Annotated in this window: 15 protein-coding genes, 2 tRNA genes and 1 pseudogene; 12 read left to right on the top strand and 6 right to left on the bottom strand. The window is 62.2% G+C overall.

The window, feature by feature from the left end; all coding sequences use genetic code 11:
- The first annotated feature begins 70 nt into the window (after positions 1 to 70).
- Positions 71 to 1,202 (top strand): peptide chain release factor 2 gene (gene prfB / locus ASC48_RS14550; RefSeq protein WP_141658972.1). Its coding sequence is split into 2 segments (ribosomal slippage): positions 71 to 139 and positions 141 to 1,202, totalling 1,131 coding nucleotides; the frame shifts between segments, so codons are not numbered across the junction.
- Positions 1,203 to 1,286: 84 nt separating this feature from the next.
- Here prfB and ASC48_RS14545 read toward each other — a convergent pair.
- The 3 genes from ASC48_RS14545 to ASC48_RS14535 form a co-directional block, all read right to left on the bottom strand.
- A complete protein-coding gene (locus tag ASC48_RS14545; RefSeq protein WP_072242643.1) occupies positions 1,287 to 2,642 on the bottom strand; it encodes a M23 family metallopeptidase in 1,356 nt (451 codons plus the stop codon).
- Between the two features lie 118 nt (positions 2,643 to 2,760).
- The gene (locus tag ASC48_RS14540; RefSeq protein WP_055456457.1) at positions 2,761 to 3,597 is read right to left on the bottom strand and encodes a ferritin-like domain-containing protein; all 837 of its coding nucleotides are present in this window, start codon (positions 3,595 to 3,597) and stop codon (positions 2,761 to 2,763) included.
- Positions 3,598 to 3,666: 69 nt separating this feature from the next.
- Positions 3,667 to 4,134: a peroxiredoxin gene (locus ASC48_RS14535; RefSeq protein ID WP_055456456.1), complete on the bottom strand. Its 468-nt coding sequence runs from the start codon at positions 4,132 to 4,134 to the stop codon at positions 3,667 to 3,669.
- 220 nt (positions 4,135 to 4,354) lie between these two features.
- Here ASC48_RS14535 and ASC48_RS14530 point away from each other — a divergent pair, with 220 nt between their 5' ends.
- Complete coding sequence (locus tag ASC48_RS14530) at positions 4,355 to 7,591, top strand: YhdP family protein (RefSeq protein WP_055456455.1); 3,237 nt, start codon at positions 4,355 to 4,357, stop codon at positions 7,589 to 7,591.
- Between the two features lie 100 nt (positions 7,592 to 7,691).
- On the opposite strand, the gene tyrS is transcribed toward ASC48_RS14530, so the two are convergent.
- From tyrS to ASC48_RS14515, 3 genes are all read right to left on the bottom strand, one after another.
- Positions 7,692 to 8,945, bottom strand: a complete 1,254-nt coding sequence (tyrS, locus tag ASC48_RS14525; RefSeq protein ID WP_055456454.1) for a tyrosine--tRNA ligase — start codon at positions 8,943 to 8,945, stop codon at positions 7,692 to 7,694.
- Positions 8,946 to 9,122: 177 nt separating this feature from the next.
- Positions 9,123 to 10,532, bottom strand: coding sequence for a type I glutamate--ammonia ligase (gene glnA, locus ASC48_RS14520; RefSeq protein WP_055456453.1), 1,410 nt, complete (start codon positions 10,530 to 10,532; stop codon positions 9,123 to 9,125).
- 132 nt (positions 10,533 to 10,664) lie between these two features.
- Positions 10,665 to 11,003 (bottom strand): P-II family nitrogen regulator, encoded by a 339-nt coding sequence (locus tag ASC48_RS14515; RefSeq protein ID WP_019964692.1) that lies wholly within the window; start codon positions 11,001 to 11,003, stop codon positions 10,665 to 10,667.
- Between the two features lie 362 nt (positions 11,004 to 11,365).
- On the opposite strand from ASC48_RS14515, the gene ASC48_RS14510 reads away from it, so the two are divergent.
- From ASC48_RS14510 to ASC48_RS14465, 10 genes and pseudogenes are all read left to right on the top strand, one after another.
- On the top strand, positions 11,366 to 12,907 hold the full coding sequence (locus ASC48_RS14510) for an NAD(P)H-hydrate dehydratase (RefSeq protein WP_055456452.1): 1,542 nt from the start codon (positions 11,366 to 11,368) through the stop codon (positions 12,905 to 12,907).
- Positions 12,908 to 13,107: 200 nt separating this feature from the next.
- Positions 13,108 to 13,192 (top strand) — tRNA-Leu (locus ASC48_RS14505).
- A gap of 171 nt (positions 13,193 to 13,363) precedes the next feature.
- Complete coding sequence (gene tig, locus ASC48_RS14500) at positions 13,364 to 14,728, top strand: trigger factor (protein ID WP_055456451.1); 1,365 nt, start codon at positions 13,364 to 13,366, stop codon at positions 14,726 to 14,728.
- Positions 14,729 to 14,953: 225 nt separating this feature from the next.
- Positions 14,954 to 15,589, top strand: coding sequence for an ATP-dependent Clp endopeptidase proteolytic subunit ClpP (gene clpP, locus ASC48_RS14495; RefSeq protein ID WP_055456450.1), 636 nt, complete (start codon positions 14,954 to 14,956; stop codon positions 15,587 to 15,589).
- Between the two features lie 226 nt (positions 15,590 to 15,815).
- On the top strand, positions 15,816 to 17,081 hold the full coding sequence (clpX, locus tag ASC48_RS14490; protein ID WP_019964688.1) for an ATP-dependent Clp protease ATP-binding subunit ClpX: 1,266 nt from the start codon (positions 15,816 to 15,818) through the stop codon (positions 17,079 to 17,081).
- A 345-nt stretch (positions 17,082 to 17,426) separates the two neighbouring features.
- Positions 17,427 to 19,865 (top strand): endopeptidase La, encoded by a 2,439-nt coding sequence (gene lon, locus ASC48_RS14485; RefSeq protein WP_409841296.1) that lies wholly within the window; start codon positions 17,427 to 17,429, stop codon positions 19,863 to 19,865.
- Between the two features lie 185 nt (positions 19,866 to 20,050).
- Positions 20,051 to 20,326 (top strand): HU family DNA-binding protein, encoded by a 276-nt coding sequence (locus tag ASC48_RS14480; protein WP_019964686.1) that lies wholly within the window; start codon positions 20,051 to 20,053, stop codon positions 20,324 to 20,326.
- Between the two features lie 504 nt (positions 20,327 to 20,830).
- Positions 20,831 to 20,906: transfer RNA gene (locus tag ASC48_RS14475), tRNA-Val, on the top strand.
- A gap of 338 nt (positions 20,907 to 21,244) precedes the next feature.
- On the top strand, positions 21,245 to 22,042 hold the full coding sequence (locus ASC48_RS19995; protein WP_244270069.1) for an alpha/beta fold hydrolase: 798 nt from the start codon (positions 21,245 to 21,247) through the stop codon (positions 22,040 to 22,042).
- Positions 21,982 to 22,191, top strand: a pseudogene (locus ASC48_RS14465) (transposase); the annotation flags it as partial. The gene ASC48_RS19995 and the pseudogene ASC48_RS14465, both read left to right, overlap by 61 nt.
- Positions 22,192 to 22,207 lie beyond the last annotated feature (16 nt).

Below are 22,207 nucleotides of genomic sequence, written 5' to 3'. Positions count from 1 at the left end.
ATTTGCGGCCACTGCCCCGGCAACGAGGCGGTGGCCGCGACATTCCTGAACCAGCTTTGAGAGGTATCCGATGCGCGCCGAGATGGAAGGCATCGTCGACGAAATCAAGCAGGCCATAAGCCTGCTGAGGAGGCATCTTTGACTGGGATCACGCTCTGGTCCGTCTGGATGAACTGAACGCCCTGTCTGAAGATCCCACGCTGTGGAATGACCCGTCCAAGGCGCAGAAGCTCATGCGTGAGCGTCAGCAGCTGGAAGATAGCATTACCGGCGTGCGCCGCCTCGAATCGGATCTTGCAGACAACATCGAGCTGATCGAGCTTGGCAGCGCGGATGGCGATAATGCCGTGGTCGAGGAAGCCGAAACGGCAATGCGCGGCCTCAAGGCCGAGGTGATGAAGCTGCAGATGGCATCGCTGCTGTCCGGCGAAGCCGATGGCAATGACGCCTATCTGGAAATCAACTCGGGCGCCGGCGGCACGGAAAGTCAGGACTGGGCCAGCATGCTCCTGCGCATGTACCGCCGCTGGGCGGAACGCAGTGGCTTCAAGGTAGAGCTTCTCGAATACCATGATGGCGAAGAAGCCGGCATCAAGTCGGCGACTCTGCTCATCAAGGGCGAGAACGCCTATGGCAAGCTGAAGACCGAATCGGGCGTGCACCGTCTGGTGCGCATTTCGCCCTATGACAGTCAGGCGCGCCGCCACACCAGCTTTGCCAGCGCGTGGGTCTATCCGGTGATCGATGACTCGATCGATATCGAGGTCAACGAAAGCGACTGCCGCATCGACACCTACCGTGCCTCCGGTGCCGGCGGCCAGCACGTCAACACCACCGACTCGGCCGTGCGCATCACGCATATCCCGACCGGCATCGTCGTGCAGTGCCAGAACGACCGCTCCCAGCACAAGAACCGCGCAACCGCATGGTCGATGCTGAAGGCGCGCCTCTATGAGGCCGAGTTGCAGAAGCGCGAAGAGGCGGCCAACGCCGAGGCGTCTACCAAGACCTCGATTGGCTGGGGCCATCAGATCCGCTCCTACGTTCTGCAGCCCTATCAGATGGTGAAGGACCTGCGCACGGGCGTGGAAAGCTCCTCGCCGCAGGATGTGCTCGACGGCAAGATCGATGACTTCATCGAAGCCGCTCTCGCGCAGCGTGTCTTCGGCGGCAAGGATGCCGAGGTCTCGGACATCGACTGAGCCGATTCATACGGACTGCAAGACTGCAAAACCCCGCCGGCATGGTCCGGCGGGGTTTTTGTTGATATCGCGAGGAGGTGGAGACTAACGCTTCAGCAGCTTGGAGACCCTGTCTCCGGTGCGGACGAAGGTCATGGGGTCAAGTGCCTCATCGTCCCGCCGCACTTCGTAATGGAGATGCGGACCGGTGGATCGGCCGGTGTTGCCGAGGCGGCCGACCTGATCGCCGGCGCGCACCTCATCCCCCACGGCGACGGTGATGGCACTCATGTGGGCGTAGCGGGTCAGATGCCCGTCCGGATGTTCGATTTCCACCAGACGGCCATAGCCGCCCTGATAGGAGGCGGTGATCACCGTGCCCGGAGCCGTGGCGCGCACGGGCGTGCCGTAAGGGGCGCGGAAATCGATGCCGGTGTGCATGGCAAGGCCACCCAGGAACGGATCGATGCGGGGGCCGAAATCACTGGTGATCTGCGCTGCGGCGATCGGGCGGGCGAGGGGGATGGCGCCGACAGACTTGCGGACCTTGTTGCGCAGATCAAGAGCTGCTTCGGCGCGCTCGATCTTGTCGTCCAGGGTGGCCGCGGCAAGCGGCACATAGGGGCCGCCGGCGGCTTCCATGCTGCCTGCAAGATCACTGACGCGGTAGCCCAAGGGGCGGACGGCGGAGGCCAGCTGGCTGATTTCATGTTCGGCCGCAAGCGTCACGGCATCCAGCGCGGCATTGCTTTCTTCGCTGATCTTGTCCAATGCGGCGCCAATGCCCAGCAGATCGTCACGCGAGGTTTCCGGCTCCGGCAGAGGCTTGGCCGTCAGGCTGTCCTGCGCTGCGGGCCGGGGGGCGAAAGCAGAAAGGGGGCTGTCCATCAGGACGTTTTCGCTGCTGCCGCGCAGGCCAAGGGCCGCAAAGGGATTGTCCAGCGGTGCTTCCGGGCCGCCGACCGCCAGAAGGCTGCTGGAGGCGCCTGCATCCGAGAGCTGTTCGGGTTTGGCCGCAGGAATGGCAGGGCCGGAGACCACATCAAGCCCGCTGCGGGCGGCCTTGTCGAGAACCGCCGCCACCTTGCCATGCTGATCCAGAAGCTCGTTCTGCCGCTGCAGCAATGTGTCGATCATGCCTTCGACGGAGCGGCGCTCATACATCTGGCTGCTGGTCAGGCGGTCGATTTCGGCACGCAGATAGGCGATGCGGTTCTCGTAGACGGCAGCTTCCTGCGTGCGCTGGGTCAGGCGGCTTTCGATCAGGTCGTCGCGCATCACGAAATAGGCAGCGGCCGCCATATAGCCGGTGATGAAGAGGCCTAGGGTCAGGCAGGTGCCTGCGGCGAGCCAAGGACGGATGATGAAAGTCCTGGTGCGTTCGCCATTGCTGATGGTGACGTGATGCAGTGCCTTGCGCTTGCCGAACCCCTGACGGGCTCTTGAAGGAAAGTCTGACATGCCGTTTTCCATGCATCCGGAAGGGGCGAGTTCTGCCCCGGTCAGGAATCATTAGAAACGGTTAAGGTTAACAAACACCTTTCCTGCCGTTCATGCTTTGCCGTCAGGACAGTTTTCCTCAAGGCGCGAGCTTGACGAGAGGGCGGTAAAAGCCCGGCGTCAGGCCCGCTTCGGAGCGGGCCCGGTCGTTGAAAGGCGGTTTCAGCGGGCCTCTGAAATGGGTGCGCACCAGTTCATGGAAGCGCGGTTCGGGCCGTTCGCCGTGGCGGTCGCACAGGAAGCGGAACCATTTGGCACCGAAGGCCACGTGATTCTTTTCATCCCGGTAGATGATTCCGAGGATGCGGGCTGTTGCATGATCGCCAAGGGCAGCGGCCTTCTCGATCATCGGCGGGGTGATGTCGAGGCCGCGGGCCTCCAGCACCAGCGGAATGACGGCAAGCCGTGCGGTCAAGTCATGACCGGTGGCCTGTGCGGCCTGCCACAGCCCGTCATGGGCGGGCAGGTCGCCATAGGCAGCGCCGAGTTCCTGCAGCCGCTCCTCCAGCATGCTGAAATGCTTTGCCTCCTCAAGTCCGACGCGCACCCAGTCATCATAGTAGGAGCGGGGCATCGGCACATGCACGAAGCGGCCGATGATGTCCCAGGTCAGGTCCACTGCATTGAGTTCGATATGGGCCAGCGAGTGCAGCAGGGCGATTCTGCCCGCTTCGCCGCCAATGCTGCGCTTGGGCATGTCGCGCGGGGCCAGAAGCACCGGACGCTCCGGCCGGCCGGGCCGGTCCGGCATCTGGGCGGACGCAGACGGCGAGCCGAGGGCAAGACTGCGGGCATACCAGAGCTTGGCGGTCTCATAGGCAAGGCGGACCTTTTCCGAAAGATCCGGCGTGCGCACGATGGCATTGGCGCGCCCGGCCAGCGTGTCCAGCGCGGAGGATGGAAATATGCCGTTCATGCCTGAAAAAGCCCTTTCAGCATTCGCAAGAGGCGGGGGCGCCGGACGTGCCGCTCCCGCGCCTTGCGTTCAGAGCCCGCGCACAGCCTCTAGCACGGCGCCGGCGTGGCCCTTGACCTTCACCTTGCGCCAGATCTGGGCGATCTTGCCGTCGGCTGCAATAAGGAAGGTGCTGCGCTCCACACCCATGTAGGTCTTGCCATACATGGACTTTTCCACCCACACGCCAAAGGCCTGGCAGACGGCTGTGTCCGGATCGGAGGCGATGTCGACGGTGAGGCCGTGCTTGCCCTTGAACCTGGCGTTCCTGGCAACCGGGTCCGGCGAAATGCCGATGACCTTTGCACCAAGCGCTTCGAACTGAGCTTTTGCCTGGCTGAAGGCAATGCATTCTTCGGTGCAGGCGGGCGTGTCGGCTTTGGGATAGAAATAGAGCACCACGGGGCTGCCCTGCAGGCTGGAAAGCTTCACTTTCTCATCATCGCCAAGCAGCAGGTCCACGTCCGGTGCGGGGGCTGAAATGGTCAAATCGGTCATGCTGCCTTCCTCTTGTCATAGTCGGTGGATTTATCCGGAACGGTATTCAGCTGCCGGTGCTTGAGGCGCGCCTCGCGGCTGGCTTTGTTGCATAATGAAGTATCACAGCGGATCGGAGGATTCGCAGTCCCGGGACGAAAAAACGAAAAGGCTCTGAACGCTGTCTCCGCCGCAAGAACCGCAGAAAGTTCATGTCATACGGACAGAGCGCCGGTCTGGATTGGGCCGGAAGCTCAAGCGTGCCTGCGGTTTCCTCTGCATTCTGGTGCTGGCCGCCGCTGCAGGGATACTCGGGCGGCTCTACTGGGGACCGGTCACCATACCTTTTGCACGGGAACTGGTGGAAGCCCGCGTCCGGGTGGTCAATGCCGATGTGTCCGTCGGCTCGGTGCGGCTGGACCTGTTTGCGTCCAGCGGCCCTCAGGTGGTCATCGATGATGCGGGGGTGACGGTCAGGGGAGAGGTCGAAAGCCGCATTCTCCTGCCGCGCACCGAAGCCGTTCTGCAGTTCGCGCCGCTGCTCACCGGTGAGGTTAAATTTCGCAGCCTCGATATCGAGCGCCCGCGTATTACGCTGGCAGGCGGGGATGGACCCGCCTTGATGCCGGAGATGAACAGCCTGATGGAAGCCGTTGACCGGATTGCGCTTCTGGTCGATGAGGAACTGAGCCGCCGCAATCTTGACGTGATCCGCGTCCGAGACGGGCGTCTGGAGATTTCCGGGCCGACCCCGCGCCTTATCGACAACATCGACGCTTCGCTGGGACGGGATGCAACGGGTGCCGTCTATGCCGAAAGCACGGTCGAGGGGCGTATGGGCACCTGGCAGCTGGCCCTGCGGCGCGGCACGGATGCGGCAACCGGCGCCCGGGAACTCGGGCTCTACATCAAGGATGTGTCGCTGGCCGAATTCTTTCCGCTGAACGAGCAGGTGCGCTCCGGCCGTGGCCTTGGCCTGCCGCTGGAGTTGCAGTTCGCGGCAAGGCTGGACAAGGACGGGGTGTTTGACCGGGCAACCCTTGTGGGCCGTGCCGTGGACGGGTGGTTCCAGATCGGCACGACGACGATCCGCTATGATGAAGTGGCGGTTGGCCTTGCCTGGGAGGGCGAAGACCCGCGCATTCAGGTGATGCCGTCTCATGTGGTGCGGGGCAATACACGCATCAGCTTTGACGGCGTGGTGACGCCGCCTGCGGCCGGGCAGCCCGACTGGAAGATCCTGATCGGCGCGGACAATCCGGTGTTCGGTTCTGCGGATGTTCAGGAAGACCCGATCATGGCCGAGCGGGTGCACCTGAAGGCGCATTATGACCCGTCCGCACACAGCCTCTATATCGACAGGGCGCAGGTGCAATCCGGTCCGGCAAGCCTCAGTGCAGTTGGCACGGTGGATCTGAAGGATGATGGCCCCTATCTGGCGCTGGCGGTCGAGGTCAACGCCATGCCGGTGGCTCTGCTGAAACAGATCTGGCCCATCACCCTGACGCCCCCTGCAAGGGCCTGGATCAGCAAGCACATGCTGTCGGGCCTCATCCGCAAGGCCAGCATCGACGTTTCGATTCGTCCCTCTGCCTTTGACGAGCACCATCCGGATCCGGGCTGGGGGGCTGACGATGTGCGGCTCGATCTGACGTTTGAAGACGTGGATGTGGCCCCGCTCGACACCTTGCCGCCGATCACCGGGCTTGATGGGACGATCACCATCGACAACGAGGTTCTGACCGTCTCCGGCCGGAACGGCAGGATTGTCGAGGGCGTTGCCAAGCCTGTTGCCGTAGAGGAAGGCACCTTCACGATCCAGCAGCTGGCGCTGCGCAGCATCAAATCTGCAGATATTTCGCTGAAATTTGCAGGTGAGGCGCAGGATCTCGGCACCCTGATCAACCGGCCGCCGTTCCGCGCGCTCGACAAGGCACAGATGGGTGGCGGAACCTTTGGCGGCACCGGAGAGCTCGATGTGATGGCCCGTTTCCCGCTGCGCCTGTCCATTGCGGTTGCCGATGTGGACTGGACGGCTGCGGCCCGGCTGAGCGGATTTTCCTCTACCCAGCCGGTGCGCGGGCACAAGATTTCCGGCGCGGACGTTGCCATCGAAGCCGATCCCAGGGAGGTGGCGGTCAAGGGCAAGGGCCGTATCGACGGGCTGGAAGCCAACATTGATCTGCTGGTTCCGGTGGAGGAAGGCCAGGGCGAGCGCCGTCAGGATGTGGAGCTGAAAGTCTCCGCCGAAGAACTCGGCAAGCGCGGCATTGATCTGGGGTCTCTGGTCAGCGGGCAGATGGTGCTGAAGCTGGCTGGAACACCGGGTGGCCAGTCCTTTGACATCGACCTGACGGATACCTCGGTCAAGCTGGAGCAGATCGGCTGGGAAAAGGGGCCAGGCGTGCCGGCCAAGGCCAGGTTCATCTTGAGTGAGCAGGGTGACACCCGGCGCCTGAAGGAGTTTCAGCTGACCTCCGATGGTGTTGCCATCGGCGGTGAGGTGGTTCTTGGCAAGGATGGCGGCTTCCGGGAGGCTGATTTCGCCGGCTTCCAGATCAGACCCGGTGACTCTGCCTCGCTCAAGATCACCCAGCAGCGCCGCAACCAGTACAAGGTGGTTTTCAACGGAGCCCAGTTCGACGCGCGCGGGCTGATCAAGACCTTGCTCGACAAGAAGGGCGGGGCAGGGGGCAAGGACAAGACCGTCTACGACATAGCCATCAAGGCCGGCCGGCTGCAGGGCTTCAATGGGGTTGTGGCAACGGATGTGGACGGCACGGTGACCGGCGGCCCGGAGGGCATTGAAACCCTGGCGCTGAAGGGCGCCACCAACAACCGCGGTGCCTTCCGTTTCGAGATCAGCGGCAAGGGCGACACACGCGCTGCCAGCGGCGATTTTGCCGATACGGGCGCCATCCTGCGCTTTCTGGACGTCTATCCGCGCATGCGCGGGGGAACCGGTACCTTGCTGATTTCCATGCCGGAGGAGACCCAATGGTTCGGCACATTCGGCGTGCGCAACCTGTCGATCACTGAAGATCCGGCGATCCGGAAGCTGGCCGAACTGCCCGTTGCCGCGCGCAGTGACTCCGGGGCGGTGGTGGTCACTCAGTCGGTGCGTGCCGGTGAAGCCTCGTTTGACCGGCTGGACCTGCGGTTTTCGCGCAAGGGTGAAATCATCACGGTCGAGGAAGGCCTGATGCAGGGGGCAGTCGTCGGCGGGACCGTGACGGGCGAGGTCGATCTCGGCCAGCGGACACTGGCGCTGACGGGAACCTATGTGCCGGTCTTTGCGCTCAACAACCTGTTCAGCAAGATCCCGCTGCTCGGCTTTGCCCTCGGTGGCGGTTCGGACGAAGGGCTTTTTGGCGTGACCTACCGTCTCGCTGGCCACATCAGCGCGCCGCAGCTCACGGTCAATCCGGTCTCGGCCATTGCACCAGGCATTTTCCGCAAGATGTTCGAGTTCCGTTGAGGGCCCGGCCGCCAGACAGGTTCCGGCACAGCGGCTGCGCACAAACAGAAGGCCCGGACCTTGCGCGCCGGGCCTTGCTGGATTGCCATGGGGCAGCAGATCAGGCCGGGCGCAGCAGCACGTGCTTCTTCTTGCCCATGGATAGTTTGATGACCCCCTCGCCGGTGAGGTCCGCCAGTGACAGGCTGCGCTTGTCGTCGGTAACGGCTTCATCATTCACCTTCAGCGCGCCGCCGGTGATGTTGCGCCGGGCTTCGCCGTTGGAGGCGCAAAGACCGGCGCGGACGAAAGCTGCCAGCACGCCAAGACCGGCCTCCAGCTCTGCCTTGGGCAGATCGACAGTCGGCAGGCCCTCGGCCGTCTGGCCTTCCTCGAAGGCGCGGCGGGCAGTTTCGGCAGCGGCCTCTGCCGCCTCGCGGCCGTGGATCATGGCGGTGGCTTCGGTGGCGAGGATCTTCTTGGCTTCGTTGATCTCCGCGCCCTGCAGGGCGGCAAGGCGGGCGATTTCGTCCAGCGGCAGAACGGTGAAGAGCTTCAGGAAGCGCTCCACATCCGCGTCCTCGGTGTTGCGCCAGTACTGCCAGTAGCCATAGGGCGACAGCTGCTCGGCATTGAGCCACACGGCTCCGGCAGCCGTCTTGCCCATCTTGGCGCCGGAGGCGGTGGTCAGCAGCGGGGCGGTGAGGGCAAAGCCCTCCACGCCTGCCTTGCGGCGCAACAGATCGACGCCGGAGAGAATGTTGGACCACTGGTCTGAGCCGCCCATCTGCAGGCGGCAGCCAGTCCGCTGGTAGATCTCCAGATAGTCGTAGCCCTGCAGCAGCATGTAGTTGAATTCGAGGAAGGACAGGTGCTGCTCGCGCTCCAGCCGCAGGCGCACGCTGTCGCGCTGGATCATCTGGTTGACCGAGAAGTGGCGCCCGATATCGCGCAGGAACTCCACATAGTTCAGCTTCATCAGCCAGTCAGCATTGTCCAGCATGATGGCATCCTTCGGGCCTTCGCCAAAGGTGAGCAGCTTGTCGAAGATCTTGCGGATGCCGGCCTTGTTGGTCTCGATGTCTTCGTCCGAAAGGATCTTGCGACTTTCGTCCTTGCCGGTCGGGTCACCGACGCGGGTGGTGCCAGACCCCATCAGCGCGATCGGGCGATGGCCGGTCTGCTGCAGCCAGTAGAGCATCATGATGGTGACGAGCGAACCGGCATGAAGGCTCGGCGCCGTGCAGTCAAAGCCGATATAGGCGGTCACGGTCTCGGTCGAGAGCAGCTTGTCGAGACCCTCTGCGTCGGACATCTGGTGAATGAAGCCGCGCTCGTTGAGGACCTTCAGAAAGCCGGACTTGTATTCGCTCATGTAATGTTTCCACGCGCTGGATGTTCGGAAGGTGACTTGGTGTGTCTGGCTCTATACCGGCCGGCGGCCGTTGTAAATCGTATCAGGTTGCCCGGCGCGGACTGACGGGTGCCGAAGGACCTGAAACGAGAAAGCCGGGCGCAAGGCCCGGCTTTCCGCATCTGCTGCCTGAAAGGCTTATGCAGAGTAGTACATGTCGAACTCGACCGGATGCGGGGTCATTTCGTAGCGCATGTTCTCTTCCATCTTCAGCTCGATGTAGCTGTCGATGAAGTCGTCGTCGAACACTCCGCCGGCCTTGAGGAACTCGCGGTCGGCATCCAGCGACTGCAGGGCTTCACGCAGCGAGCCGCAAACGGTCGGGATCTCGGCCAGCTCTTCCGGCGGCAGGTCGTACAGGTTCTTGTCCATGGCGTCGCCCGGATGGATCTTGTTTTTGATGCCATCGAGACCGGCCATCAGCTGCGCGGAGAAGGCGAGATAGGGGTTTGCGGACGGGTCCGGGAAGCGGACTTCGATGCGCTTTGCCTTCGGCGAAGAGGTGTACGGGATGCGGCAGGAGGCCGAACGGTTGCCCGAGGAATAGGCGAGCAGAACCGGCGCTTCGTAGCCCGGGACCAGACGCTTGTAGGAGTTGGTCGACGGGTTGGTGAAGGCGTTCAGGGCCTTGGCGTGCTTCAGGATGCCACCGATGTAGTACAGGCACATTTCGCTGAGGTCGGCATAGAGATTGCCGGCGAACAGCGGCTTGCCGTCCTTCCAGATGGACTGATGGCAGTGCATGCCCGAACCGTTGTCACCGAAGATCGGCTTCGGCATGAAGGTTGCGGTCTTGCCGTAAGCGTTGGCGACCTGGTGAACCACATACTTGTAGATCTGCATGTGGTCGGCGCAGGTGGTCATGGTGTTGAACTTCACGCCCAGCTCGTGCTGAGCGGCAGCCACTTCGTGGTGGTGCTTTTCAACGGACACGCCCATCTCGGCCATGACGGTCAGCATCTCGGAACGCATGTCCTGGCAGCTGTCGATCGGCGGAACCGGGAAATAGCCGCCCTTGACGCGCGGACGGTGGCCGAGGTTGCCGGCTTCATATTCGGTGTCGAGGTTGCTCGGCAGCTCGTTGCTGTCCAGCTTGAAGCCCGTGTTGTACGGCTCGGAGGCAAAACGCACGTCGTCGAAGATGAAGAATTCAGCTTCCGGGCCAAAGAAGATGGTGTCACCGAAGCCGCCGGTCTTGACGTAGGCTTCTGCCTTCTTGGCGATGGAGCGCGGATCGCGGTTGTAGGTCTCGCCGGTACGCGGATCGACGATGTCACACAGGATGACGAGGGTAGGCTGCGCGAAGAACGGGTCGATGTGCGCCGAGGACGGGTCCAGCACCAGGGTCATGTCGGAGGCGTCGATCGCCTTCCAGCCGGCGATGGAAGAGCCGTCGAAGGCAACGCCTTCAGCGAACATGTCTTCGTCAACGAGGCCAACGTCCATGGTGACGTGCTGCAGCTTGCCGCGCGGGTCGGTGAAGCGCAGGTCGACGAACTTGATGTCCTTGTCCTTGATTTCCTTAAGGATATCAGCAGCGGTGGTCATTATTCACTTCCCTATGTGTTCTGTTTTCACGTGGGCTGTTCTCGCAACCTGAAGGCCTGCGCCACGGGCGCAGCGGCTTTGCGGATGCGAAACTCGGGAGCGGGGTATCCCCGCGAAACGGATTGAGAGGCTTCAGATGGCGTCCACGCCGGACTCGCCGGTGCGGATGCGGACGGCTTCCTCAATGTTGGAGACGAAGATCTTGCCGTCGCCGATGCGCCCGGTCTGGGCTGCATTGCGAATCGCGTCAACGGCCTTTTCCACCATCTCGTCGGCGAGGACGATTTCGACCTTCACCTTCGGCAGGAAGTCGACGACATATTCTGCGCCGCGGTACAGTTCGGTGTGGCCCTTCTGGCGGCCGAAGCCCTTGGCCTCGGTGACAGTGATGCCCTGAAGACCCACTTCCTGCAGCGCTTCCTTCACCTCGTCGAGCTTGAAGGGTTTGATGATCGCCTCGATCTTTTTCATCGTCTTGCGTCTCTCTCCGTTTCGTTGGCCATTGGCTGGCACGTTTCTGCGGCGGGGTCCGGATCGCGCGATCGGGGAGGCCCGTTGTTGCCCCCTCTCTTGCACGACGCGTGCCAACTTTTCTCACCACCCGAAAGCGCCAAAAAAAGGGGCATTGCGGACACTGTGGCCGATCCTGATGGTTCCGCCAAGCGGATTTGCTGCCCGTTTTTTGCTCAAGTTGATGCCTTATTGTGCAGTCAGCCATTTCTTGTGCTGGTGCCGGGCTGGAAAGGGTGGATTGGCGCGAGGCAAGAGGCTTGCGTGTGCGGCTTCTATTGGCAACTCTGACGCCCGTCAGGGAAGGCGGATGGGGATATGTCATGGTGCCGGGTGTTGAATTGCTCACTCCGCAGGAAATGCGCCGCGCGGACGCGCTGACGATCGAGGCGGGAACGCCGGGGATCGAACTGATGGAGCGCGCCGGGCGCGGTGTGGCCGATGCGGCACGGGCCATGCTGGCACCGGGGCAGGGCGTGCTAGTGCTCTGCGGGCCTGGCAACAATGGTGGCGATGGCTTCGTTGCCGCGCGGCTTCTGGCGCTTGAGGGCGTGCCGGTGATGCTGCTTCTGTGCGGGCAGCCGGAGCGGCTTTCGGGCGATGCCTGGAGTGCCTGGCGCCGCATGGGCGAAGAGGCGGCCGATGGCATCCGGTTTCTGGAGGCAGGTGCCAATCCCTTTCATGAGAGTGCAGGAACAGGCGCCCCGCTGGTGATCGATGCGCTTTTCGGTGCAGGGCTTTCCCGTCCTGTCAGTGGATATGAACTGGAACTGGTCAATGGCCTCAATGCCTCGGGCCTGGCGGTGCTAAGCGTTGATGTGCCGAGCGGACTTGACGGCGCGACGGGGGAGGTGAGGGGCGTTGCCGTCAAGGCCGCGCGCACTGTCACCTTCTGCCGGATGAAGCCGGGGCATCTGCTGCTGCCGGGCCGTGTTCTGTGTGGCCAGATCGAGGTTTGCGATATCGGTATTACCAATGAAACGGTTCTGGTGGCGGGCGGGCCGGGATGCTGGCACAACGGGCCGGATGTATGGGGTGCCTTTGTGCCGCGGCCACGGGTGGACGGGCACAAGTTCTCCCGTGGCCATGCGGTGGCCCTCTCCGGTCCGGCTCATGCCACCGGCGCCATACGCCTGTCTGCCATGGCGGCGCTGCGCAGCGGGGCGGGGCTGGTGACGGTTGCCTGCGAGCCTTCCGCCACGATGGTTCTGGCAAACCATCTGACCACCGTCATGCTGCACCCCTTGCGCGGGGAAGAGGCGCTGACCGGACTTCTGTCGGACAGCCGCATCACGTCGCTTGTCTATGGTCCTGGCGCAGGGCTGGGGGCGCAGACGCAGGCGCTGGTGCTGGATCTTGTGGCTTCCGGCAAGGGGCTGGTGCTGGATGCCGGTGCGCTTTCGAGTTTTGCAGGAACGGAAACTCCTCTTTTCGTTACCATTGAAAAGAGGGCGCGCGGCGGTGCGCAGCCGCCGGTGCTGACGCCGCATGCGGGCGAATTCGGCCGGCTTTTTCCGGATTTGCCGCCGCCCGTGTCCGGCCTCGGCAAGCTGGATGCGGCCCGTGCCGCGGCGCAGCGCAGCCGCTCTGTCATTATATACAAGGGGGCCGATACGGTGATTGCCGCGCCGGATGGGCGGGCGGCCATCAATGCCAATGGCACGCCCTGGCTGGCGACGGCAGGCTCCGGCGATGTGCTGGCGGGGATCGTGACCGGGCTCCTGGCGCAGGGTCTGCCTGCCTTCGAGGCGGCTGCCATGGGGGTGTGGATGCATGGCCGCGCGGCGGAGATTGCCGGGGCCGGGCTGATCGCGGAAGACCTTTTGCCGGCTCTGAAGGATGTGGTGCAGGAGCTTTCCGCGTAGAAATGGCCACTGCCGCCATTTTTGCTTTGATGCGGCAGGGACGGGTGCTATAGAGGCCCCGCCTTGGCTACGGGCGCTGTTGAGCGTTTTTGGCGGCGGGAAGTGACCTGCCGTCCGGAAAGCGTTCCAGACTCAATGCCCCGGGCATGATCCTGCCGTTCCGGCTCGCAAGGCCTGACTGCATCATGTTCAGGGCCGTCGCGGGCGTGGTGGAACTGGTAGACACGCCAGATTTAGGTTCTGGTGGCGTAAGCCGTGGGGGTTCAAGTCCCTCCGCCCGCACCAAGTCATGGGTCTTGAGGAGTGCCGGCCGCAGGCAGCCGATCTGGGCAGCCGGTCCAGAGATGAACTGGTCCAGAGCGTAGCGGCCCCCCTTTCTAAAGAGGCCCGTCATGGGCTGATCGAAAACACGAAAGATGGAACGCTGGTTCCATACCGAGGACGAAGCATACTACCATGCAGGTGACCGAAACCCTTTCCGAGGGCCTCAAGCGCGAACTGAAAGTCGTTATTCCGGCGACCGAACTGGCGGCCAAGCTTGACACGTACCTCGACGAACTGAAGTCCAAGGTGCGCATCAACGGCTTCCGTCCGGGCAAGGTCCCGGCCGCGCATCTGAAGCGCATGTACGGCCGTCAGGCCATGGCAGAGATCCTGAGCAACACGATTCAGGAGACGAGCCAGAAGGCCATTGAAGAGCGCAACGAGCGCCCGGCCCTGCAGCCCGAGATCGATCTGCCGGACAACGAGGCAGAGGCGATCCTGGAAGGCAATGCCGACCTCGCCTTCAAGATGAGCTACGATCTGATGCCGCAGTTCGACATCATCGACTTCTCCGGCATCGAGATCGAGCGTCCGGTCGTCGAGATCTCCGAAGAAGGCGTGATGGAGCAGGTTTCCTCGATCGCCGAGAGCAACCGTCCGTTCGAAAGCAAGGGCGAGGGCGCCGTTGCCGAAAACGGCGACCGCGTCACCATTTCCTACCTCGGCAAGCTCGACGGCGTTCCCTTCGACGGCGGCGCTGACGAGAACGGCCAGCTGGTGCTTGGCTCCGGCCAGTTCATCCCCGGCTTCGAGGAAGGCATCCTCGGCATGAAGCAGGGTGAGGAAAAAGTCATCTCCGTGACCTTCCCGGAAGACTACCCGGCCGCGCAGCTCGCCGGCAAGGAAGTCACCTTCGACATCGTCCTGAAGGACGTTGCCGCTCCCGGTGAAGTGAAGATCGATGAAGATTTCGCCAAGAGCCTCGGCCTTGAGTCGCTGGACAGCCTGAAGGGCATCATCCGCGGCCAGATCGAGAGCCAGTTCGGCGCCATGACCCGTCAGCGCATCAAGCGCCAGCTGCTGGACAAGATGGACGAGGCCTATTCGTTCGAACTGCCGTCCAGGCTGCTCGAGACTGAATTCCAGAACATCTGGAAGCAGGTCGAGGCCGACATGAAGCGCAACGGCAAGACCTTCGAAGAGGAAGGCACCACGGAAGAGGCTGCCAAGGCCGACTACCGCAAGATTGCCGAGCGCCGCGTGCGCCTGGGTCTGGTGCTCTCCGAGATCGGCGAGAAGAACAAGATCGAAGTGACGGACGAGGAAGTCCAGCGTGCGCTCTATGACCGCGTGCGCCAGTTCCCCGGCCAGGAGCGTCAGGTGTTCGAGTTCTACAAGAGCAACCCGCAGGCGCTCGCCTCGCTGCGCGCTCCGATCTATGAGGAAAAGGTCGTCGATTTCATCCTCTCCCTCGCCAAGGTGACCGACAAGACCGTCACCAAGGAAGAGCTGGAGAAGCTCGTCGCCGAGGACGAGGACGAGGCTGCCTCGAACTGATCCTATAGGGACTTGGCGATGCGGCGTGGGGGTTTTAACCTTGCCTTCACGCCGCATCTGCAACAGTCTTGAGTTGCTGGCGGCATCCCCTATGTATGGGTGTCGCTTTTTTCGACTCAAAGGGCCGCGCAACGGTGCGGTGCCTGACTGACGAAGATGCGTTTCAACGCTGTCTGCCCGCGCCCCGGTGGCCTGCGGGCGGCAAAGCCAGAAGATGGATGAGGTATGCAGGATCCTGTCGAATTCTACACGAACACGCTCGTGCCGATGGTCGTCGAGCAGACCAGCCGCGGCGAACGGGCCTTCGACATCTACTCGCGCCTCCTGAAGGAACGCATCATTTTCCTCACCGGCCCGGTCGAGGATCATATGGCGACGCTGATCTGCGCGCAGCTGCTGTTCCTTGAGTCGGAAAACCCGACGAAGGAAATCTCGATCTACATCAATTCGCCCGGTGGTCTGGTGACGGCCGGACTTGCGATCTACGACACGATGCAGTTCATCCGGCCGGAAGTTTCGACGCTCTGCATCGGCCAGGCCGCCTCCATGGGCTCGCTGCTGCTGGCAGCCGGCCACAAGGGGTCCCGCTTTGCGCTGCCGAACGCGCGTGTCATGGTGCACCAGCCGTCCGGCGGGTTCCGTGGCCAGGCGTCCGACATCATGCTGCATGCAAAGGAAATCCTGAGCCTGAAGCGCCGCCTGAATGAAATCTACGTGAAGCACACGGGCCAGCCCCTCGACCAGGTGGAAGAGGCACTGGAGCGCGACAACTTCATGACGGCGGATACGGCAAAGGAATTTGGCATCATCGATAATGTGATTGCCGACCGCAACAGCCTCGCTGGCGGCGAAAGCGCCTGAGGGGTATGAGAGGAGGGAGCTTTGCCGGCTCCTCTTCCTTGAACAGGTCATTGTTTGGATGACCGGCTTAAACGAATATTGATCTTTACGGGCGAAGCATGGAGCATGTTTGTTCGTAAAGGCCGGAAATGCGGTCTCGGACCGGAACCGGAGCGGCTGGACCGGCCAGCTTCGGGAGACAGAAAGGAAGGGGCGTGCCCCTTCCGGAACCTGCGGGGTTGAATAGATGACGAAGGCCAGCGGCAGCGACTCCAAGAATACGCTCTACTGCTCGTTCTGCGGCAAGAGCCAGCATGAAGTTCGCAAGCTGATCGCCGGTCCGACTGTTTTCATCTGCGATGAATGTGTCGAGCTGTGCATGGACATCATACGTGAGGAGAACAAGTCCTCGCTGGTGAAATCGCGCGACGGGATTCCGACGCCGCAAGAGATTCGCCGTGTCCTCGATGATTACGTGATCGGGCAGAACAGCGCCAAGAAGGTGCTGTCCGTGGCGGTTCACAACCACTACAAGCGCCTGAACCACGCCAGCAAGAACAACGACGTCGAACTGGCCAAGTCCAACATCCTGCTTTGCGGCCCCACCGGCTGCGGCAAGACGCTGCTGGCCCAGACGCTCGCGCGCATCCTGGATGTGCCCTTCACCATGGCCGATGCCACCACGCTGACGGAAGCCGGCTACGTCGGCGAGGACGTTGAGAACATCATCCTCAAGCTGCTTCAGGCTGCCGACTACAATGTCGAGCGGGCGCAGCGCGGCATCGTCTACATCGACGAGGTGGACAAGATCAGCCGCAAGGCCGACAACCCGTCCATCACCCGCGACGTGTCGGGCGAAGGCGTGCAGCAGGCCCTGCTGAAGATCATGGAAGGCACCGTGGCTTCCGTTCCGCCGCAGGGCGGGCGCAAGCATCCCCAGCAGGAATTCCTGCAGGTGGACACGACCAACATTCTGTTCATCTGCGGCGGTGCTTTTGCAGGCCTCGACAAGATCATCTCCGACCGCGGGCGCAAGTCCACCATCGGCTTCAAGGCCAATGTGGTGGGCCCGGAAGACCGCCGCATCGGCGAGCTGTTCTCCGAGCTGGAGCCCGAGGATCTGCTGAAGTTCGGCCTGATCCCGGAATTCGTTGGCCGTCTGCCGGTTATCGCCACGCTGGAGGACCTTGATGAGGAAGCCCTCGTGACGATCCTGACCGAGCCAAAGAACGCTCTGGTCAAGCAGTACCAGCGCCTGTTCGAGATGGAGAACGTGGAACTGACCTTCCACGACGAGGCCCTCAAGGCAATTTCCCGCCGCGCCATCGAGCGCAAGACGGGTGCCCGCGGCCTGCGCTCCATTCTTGAGGCCATCCTGCTCGATACCATGTACGAGCTGCCCGGCCTCAAGGGCGTCAAGGAAGTTGTCATCTCGCCGGAAGTGGTGGATGGCAAGGCCCGTCCGCTCTACATCTACGAGGACCGTGCCGAGACCACGGCAACGAGCGCCTGAGCCTTCCGGCCTTGCGTTCACGCAGTTCTGAAGTGCCGCCTCCGGGCGGCATTTCTGTTTCGTCCGGGGCGCGGAATGACGGTTTTTCCCGGCGTCTGACGGGGGAGGGCGGGTTGCGGCCCGGTCGTCAACAGGCAAGCTGAAGGGATATTGCTGCCTTGCCTTGACACCCATGGTGCGGGTGTCCACCTAATAGACCATGACGATGGTTTGGCGGCTGACATTCGTGCTCATGTGAGGCGGAATCAGCCGGCCCACATCCGGACCACCCCGGGACCGGAGGGCCATCCCAAAAGCGCTGCATGCGGTCCCCCTCCCAGGACGCAGGCGTGCGGCAAGAAAGGAATGGACATGAGCGAATCTGAAACGCGCTCCCTCAACGAGGCGGACAAGACGGTTTATCCCGTGCTGCCGCTGCGCGACATTGTCGTGTTTCCGCACATGATCGTGCCCCTGTTTGTCGGCCGGGAAAAATCGATCCGCGCCCTCGAAGAGGTCATGACGTCCGACAAGCACATTCTTCTGGCAACCCAGATCAACGCGGCGGATGATGATCCGGCGACGGACCAGATCTATGAGGTCGGCACGCTGGCGACGGTGCTGCAGCTGCTGAAGCTGCCCGACAACACCGTCAAGGTACTGGTCGAGGGCGGTGCCCGCGCCAGGATCACCAATTACACCGGCCGCGAGGATTTCTACGAGGCCGAGGCTGTCGTGCTGCCCGAGAAGGACGGCGAGAACATCGAGATCGAAGCTCTGGCGCGCTCCGTCGTTGCTGAGTTCGAGAACTATGTGAAGCTGAACAAGAAGGTTTCGCCGGAGGTTCTGGGTACCATCAACCAGATCGAGGATTACTCGAAGCTGGCTGACACCATCGCCTCACATCTGGCCATCAAGATCCCGGAGAAGCAGGACATTCTAGCCATCGTTTCGGTGGCCGAGCGTCTGGAGCGCGTGCTGGGGCTGATGGAGAGCGAAATCTCCGTCCTGCAGGTGGAAAAGCGCATCCGCTCGCGCGTCAAGCGCCAGATGGAGAAGACCCAGCGCGAGTACTATCTCAACGAGCAGATGAAGGCGATCCAGAAGGAGCTTGGCGACGGCGAGGATGGCCGTGACGAGCTGGCCGAACTGGAAGAGCGCATCAAGAAGACCAAGCTCAGCAAGGAAGCGCGCGAGCGTGCCCAGGCCGAAGTCAAGAAGCTGAAGCAGATGAGCCCCATGTCGGCGGAAGCCACCGTGGTGCGCAACTATCTGGACTGGCTTCTCGGCATTCCCTGGGGCAAGAAGAGCAAGGTCAAGCACGACCTGTCACTGGCTGAAAAGGTGCTGGACACCGATCACTTCGGCCTCGACAAGGTCAAGGAGCGCATCGTCGAGTATCTCGCCGTGCAGGCCCGCGCCAACAAGCTGAAGGGGCCGATCCTCTGCCTCGTCGGCCCTCCGGGCGTCGGCAAGACCTCGCTCGGCAAGTCCATCGCCAAGGCGACGGGACGCGAGTTCGTGCGCATCTCGCTGGGCGGCGTACGCGACGAAGCCGAGATTCGCGGCCACCGCCGCACCTATATCGGCTCGATGCCCGGCAAGATCATCCAGTCGATGAAGAAGGCCAAGCGCTCCAACCCGCTCTTCCTGCTCGACGAGATCGACAAGATGGGCATGGACTTCCGTGGCGACCCGTCTTCGGCGCTGCTGGAAGTGCTGGATCCGGAGCAGAACAGCACCTTCATGGACCACTATCTGGAGGTCGAATATGACCTTTCGGACGTGATGTTCGTGACGACGGCCAACACGCTGAACATCCCCGGCCCGCTGATGGACCGTATGGAGATCATCCGCATCGCCGGTTACACGGAAGATGAGAAGCTGGAGATCGCCCGCCGCCACCTGCTGCCGAAATCCGAAAAGGACCACGGCCTGAAGGACGGCGAGTTCTCCGTCAGCGATGAGGCCCTGCGTTTCGTGATTCGCCGCTACACCCGTGAGGCGGGCGTGCGTAATCTTGAGCGCGAACTGGCAACGCTGGCCCGTAAGGCGGTAAAGGACATCCTCATGACCGGCGTGAAGACGGTTGCTGTGGATGAGGAACTGGTCGAGAAGTATCTCGGCGTGCCGCGCTACCGCTATGGCCAGGCAGAGCTTGAGGATCAGGTCGGTGTGGTCACCGGTCTTGCCTGGACGGAAGTGGGCGGCGAACTGCTGACCATCGAAGGCGTCATGATGCCCGGCAAGGGAAAGATGACGGTGACGGGCAACCTGCGCGACGTGATGAAGGAGTCCATCTCTGCCGCCGCGTCCTATGTCCGCTCGCGTGCCGTCGACTTCGGCATTCAGCCGCCGCTGTTCGACAAGCGCGACATCCACGTGCACGTGCCGGAAGGCGCGACGCCGAAGGACGGCCCGTCTGCGGGCATCGCCATGGCCACCGCCGTCATCTCGGTCATGACCGGAATTCCGGTCCGCCGTGATGTGGCGATGACGGGCGAGATCACCCTGCGTGGCCGCATCCTGCCGATCGGCGGGCTGAAGGAGAAGCTGCTGGCCGCGCTGCGCGGCGGTATTAAGACCGTGATGATCCCGGAAGACAACGCCAAGGATCTGGCGGATATTCCGGACAGCGTGAAGAACGGGATGGAAATCATCCCGGTTTCCAACATGGAGCAGGTCCTGAAGACCGCCCTGTTGCGCATGCCGGAAGCGATCGAGTGGGATGAGGCGGCCCAAGCGTCTGCAACTTCTGATCAGCGTGCCAGCGACGATGATGCATCCGGTTTGATTGCCCATTGAAGCGTGAATGCATGAAATAATGGAAGCCCCGGCCTGTGCCGGGGCTTTTTTCTTGGAGAATCGGGTGAAAACGGCGGTTTTCTGCGAAAAAATGGCTTGCTTTGCCGTCTGTTTCGCACGAATTTCCGGCCAGCGGCTTTGGCGAGAATCGCCTGCTTTCCGCCGTTTTGTAGAAAGGGACTGCTATGAACAAGAACGATCTGATCGCGGCCGTGGCTGAGAAGACTGGCCTGACCAAGGCTCAGGCCGGTGAAGCCGTCGACGCCACGTTCGACGCCGTGACCCAGGCGCTCAAGGGCGGTGACGAAGTCCGCATCATCGGCTTTGGCAACTTCTCGGTTTCCGAGCGTGCAGCCACCGAAGGCCGCAACCCGCGCACTGGCGAAACGATCCAGATCCCGGCTTCCAAGACGCCGAAGTTCAAGGCCGGCAAGGGCCTCAAGGACGCGGTGAACGCCTGAGGCAGTTCCGGAGCCTTTACCGGGCCGCCTTTGGGCGGCGCGGTAAGGCCCGTGCGGCGCTGAGCCGCCGTGCCCGGCAGCATCTGCATCCGGAGCCTGGTGCTCAACCCGCCCGAAAACCCGCGTATGGTCTCCATACGCGGGTTTTTCCGTTCCGCCGGGCAAGAGGGAAGCGGGCAAGAGGGAAGCGGGCAGGGGGAGGCGGGTACCCGCGGCTGGCACCGGCGGCTGTAAAGCCAGGTCTTGCGGTGCCTGCGTATCCCGCCCTGAAAATGTTCCAGCGCCGCAAGGGCTTGAGCAGGGCGCAATGAGGGAAGTTGATTGCGGGAAGGCATAAAGCCACGGTTTTCCGCCACCGGCATCGCGTCTGCTGCGCCGCCATCAACAGGTTATCCAGAGTCTTCAGGAAAAGCGCTTGAAGGCCCCTTGGCCCTTGCCAAGCCGGATCATTGCCCCTAAAAGACGGGCTTCCGGATCGCCAAGATCCGGCTGGCCATCAGTGCCGGGCGGTTAGCTCAGTTGGTAGAGCGCCTCGTTTACACCGAGGATGTCGGGAGTTCGAGTCTCTCACCGCCCACCATCTTGTACCAAGCCGCCGAGCTGCCGACGCATCACGCCTTGAAAAGGCTCAAGCGGCGCACGGGCTTGAGCAAATCCCTGACAATCAGCCGGTCTGGCCTTTGCTGCGCAGGTGCAGCGGCTTCAGAGCGTCAAGGCGTGTTGTTTCCGTGCGGCTTCGGCGCGTCAGTGTTATTGGGTTGCCTTGCCTGCCAAGTCATTGTTTTATAATCTTATTATGGGTTATTGTGCATTTGCAGGTAAATTTTTACTCCTGCCTAATTGCAGGTCCTTAAACTGCAGGGTGTTGGTTGTGAGGATCGCTGTATGAGCGTGCAGGACATTTCAAGGAAATATGCGGTGACGCTGCGCGGCAAGGGCGGCGTTCCTATCGTCTTTGCCCATGGCCTCGGGTGTGATCAGACCATGTGGAAGGATGTGGCTCCCGCCTTTGAAGCGTCCAGCCAGGTGATTCTGTTTGACCTGATCGGGTTCGGCAATTCGGATCACAGCTGCTTCAGCTATGAACGGTATCAGTCGCTTGCCGATTATGCGGATGACTGTATCGAGCTGATTGAGCATGTCTGTTCCGAGCCGGTCATATTCGTTGGCCATTCCGTCAGCGCCATGATTGGTGTTCTGGCGGCCGGGAAGCGGCCGGATCTGTTCAGGCAGCTGGTGCTGATCGGGCCGTCCCCGTGCTATGTGAATGATGGCGCGTATCAGGGAGGCTTCAATGCGGCGGACATTGAAGGCCTGATCGAGGCGATGCGGTCGAACTATCTCGGCTGGACGAAAGGGATTGCGCCGCTGATCATGGGCAATCCGGAACGCCCGGAGTTGACGGAGGTGCTGGAGGAGAGCTTCTGCCGGACGGATCCCGATGTCGCACAGCATTTTGCAGCCCTGACGTTCTGGAGTGACAATCGCAGCGATCTGGCGTCTGTCACCACGCCGGCTCTGGTCATCCAGTGTGATCCACCCCCATTGAACGGGTCCACCTTGAAGTATGGTTTTGACCCTGAAGGAGGACCACAATGGCAAACAAGCGACACAAGCCCGACGAGATCGTCACGAAGCTTCGGCAGGTTGAGGTTTTGCGCGGCCAAGGCATGGCGATGGCGGATGCCGTTCGCCAGATCGGCGTTTCCGAGCTGACGTTCTACCGGTGGCGTAAGCAATATGGCGGCATGAGCCGTGACCAGCTTCGGCAGTTGAAGGATCTCCAGAAGGAGAACGAACGGCTTCGCAAGGCGGTGGCGGATCTGACGCTGGACAAGCTGATCCTGACGGAGGCTGCGCGGGGAAACTTCTGAGCCCCTC

Origin of the sequence: Pannonibacter indicus (assembly GCF_001418225.1) — a bacterium.
GTDB classification, from domain to species: Bacteria; Pseudomonadota; Alphaproteobacteria; order Rhizobiales; family Stappiaceae; genus Pannonibacter; species Pannonibacter indicus.
This window is presented reverse-complemented; position numbering and strand designations above follow the sequence as displayed.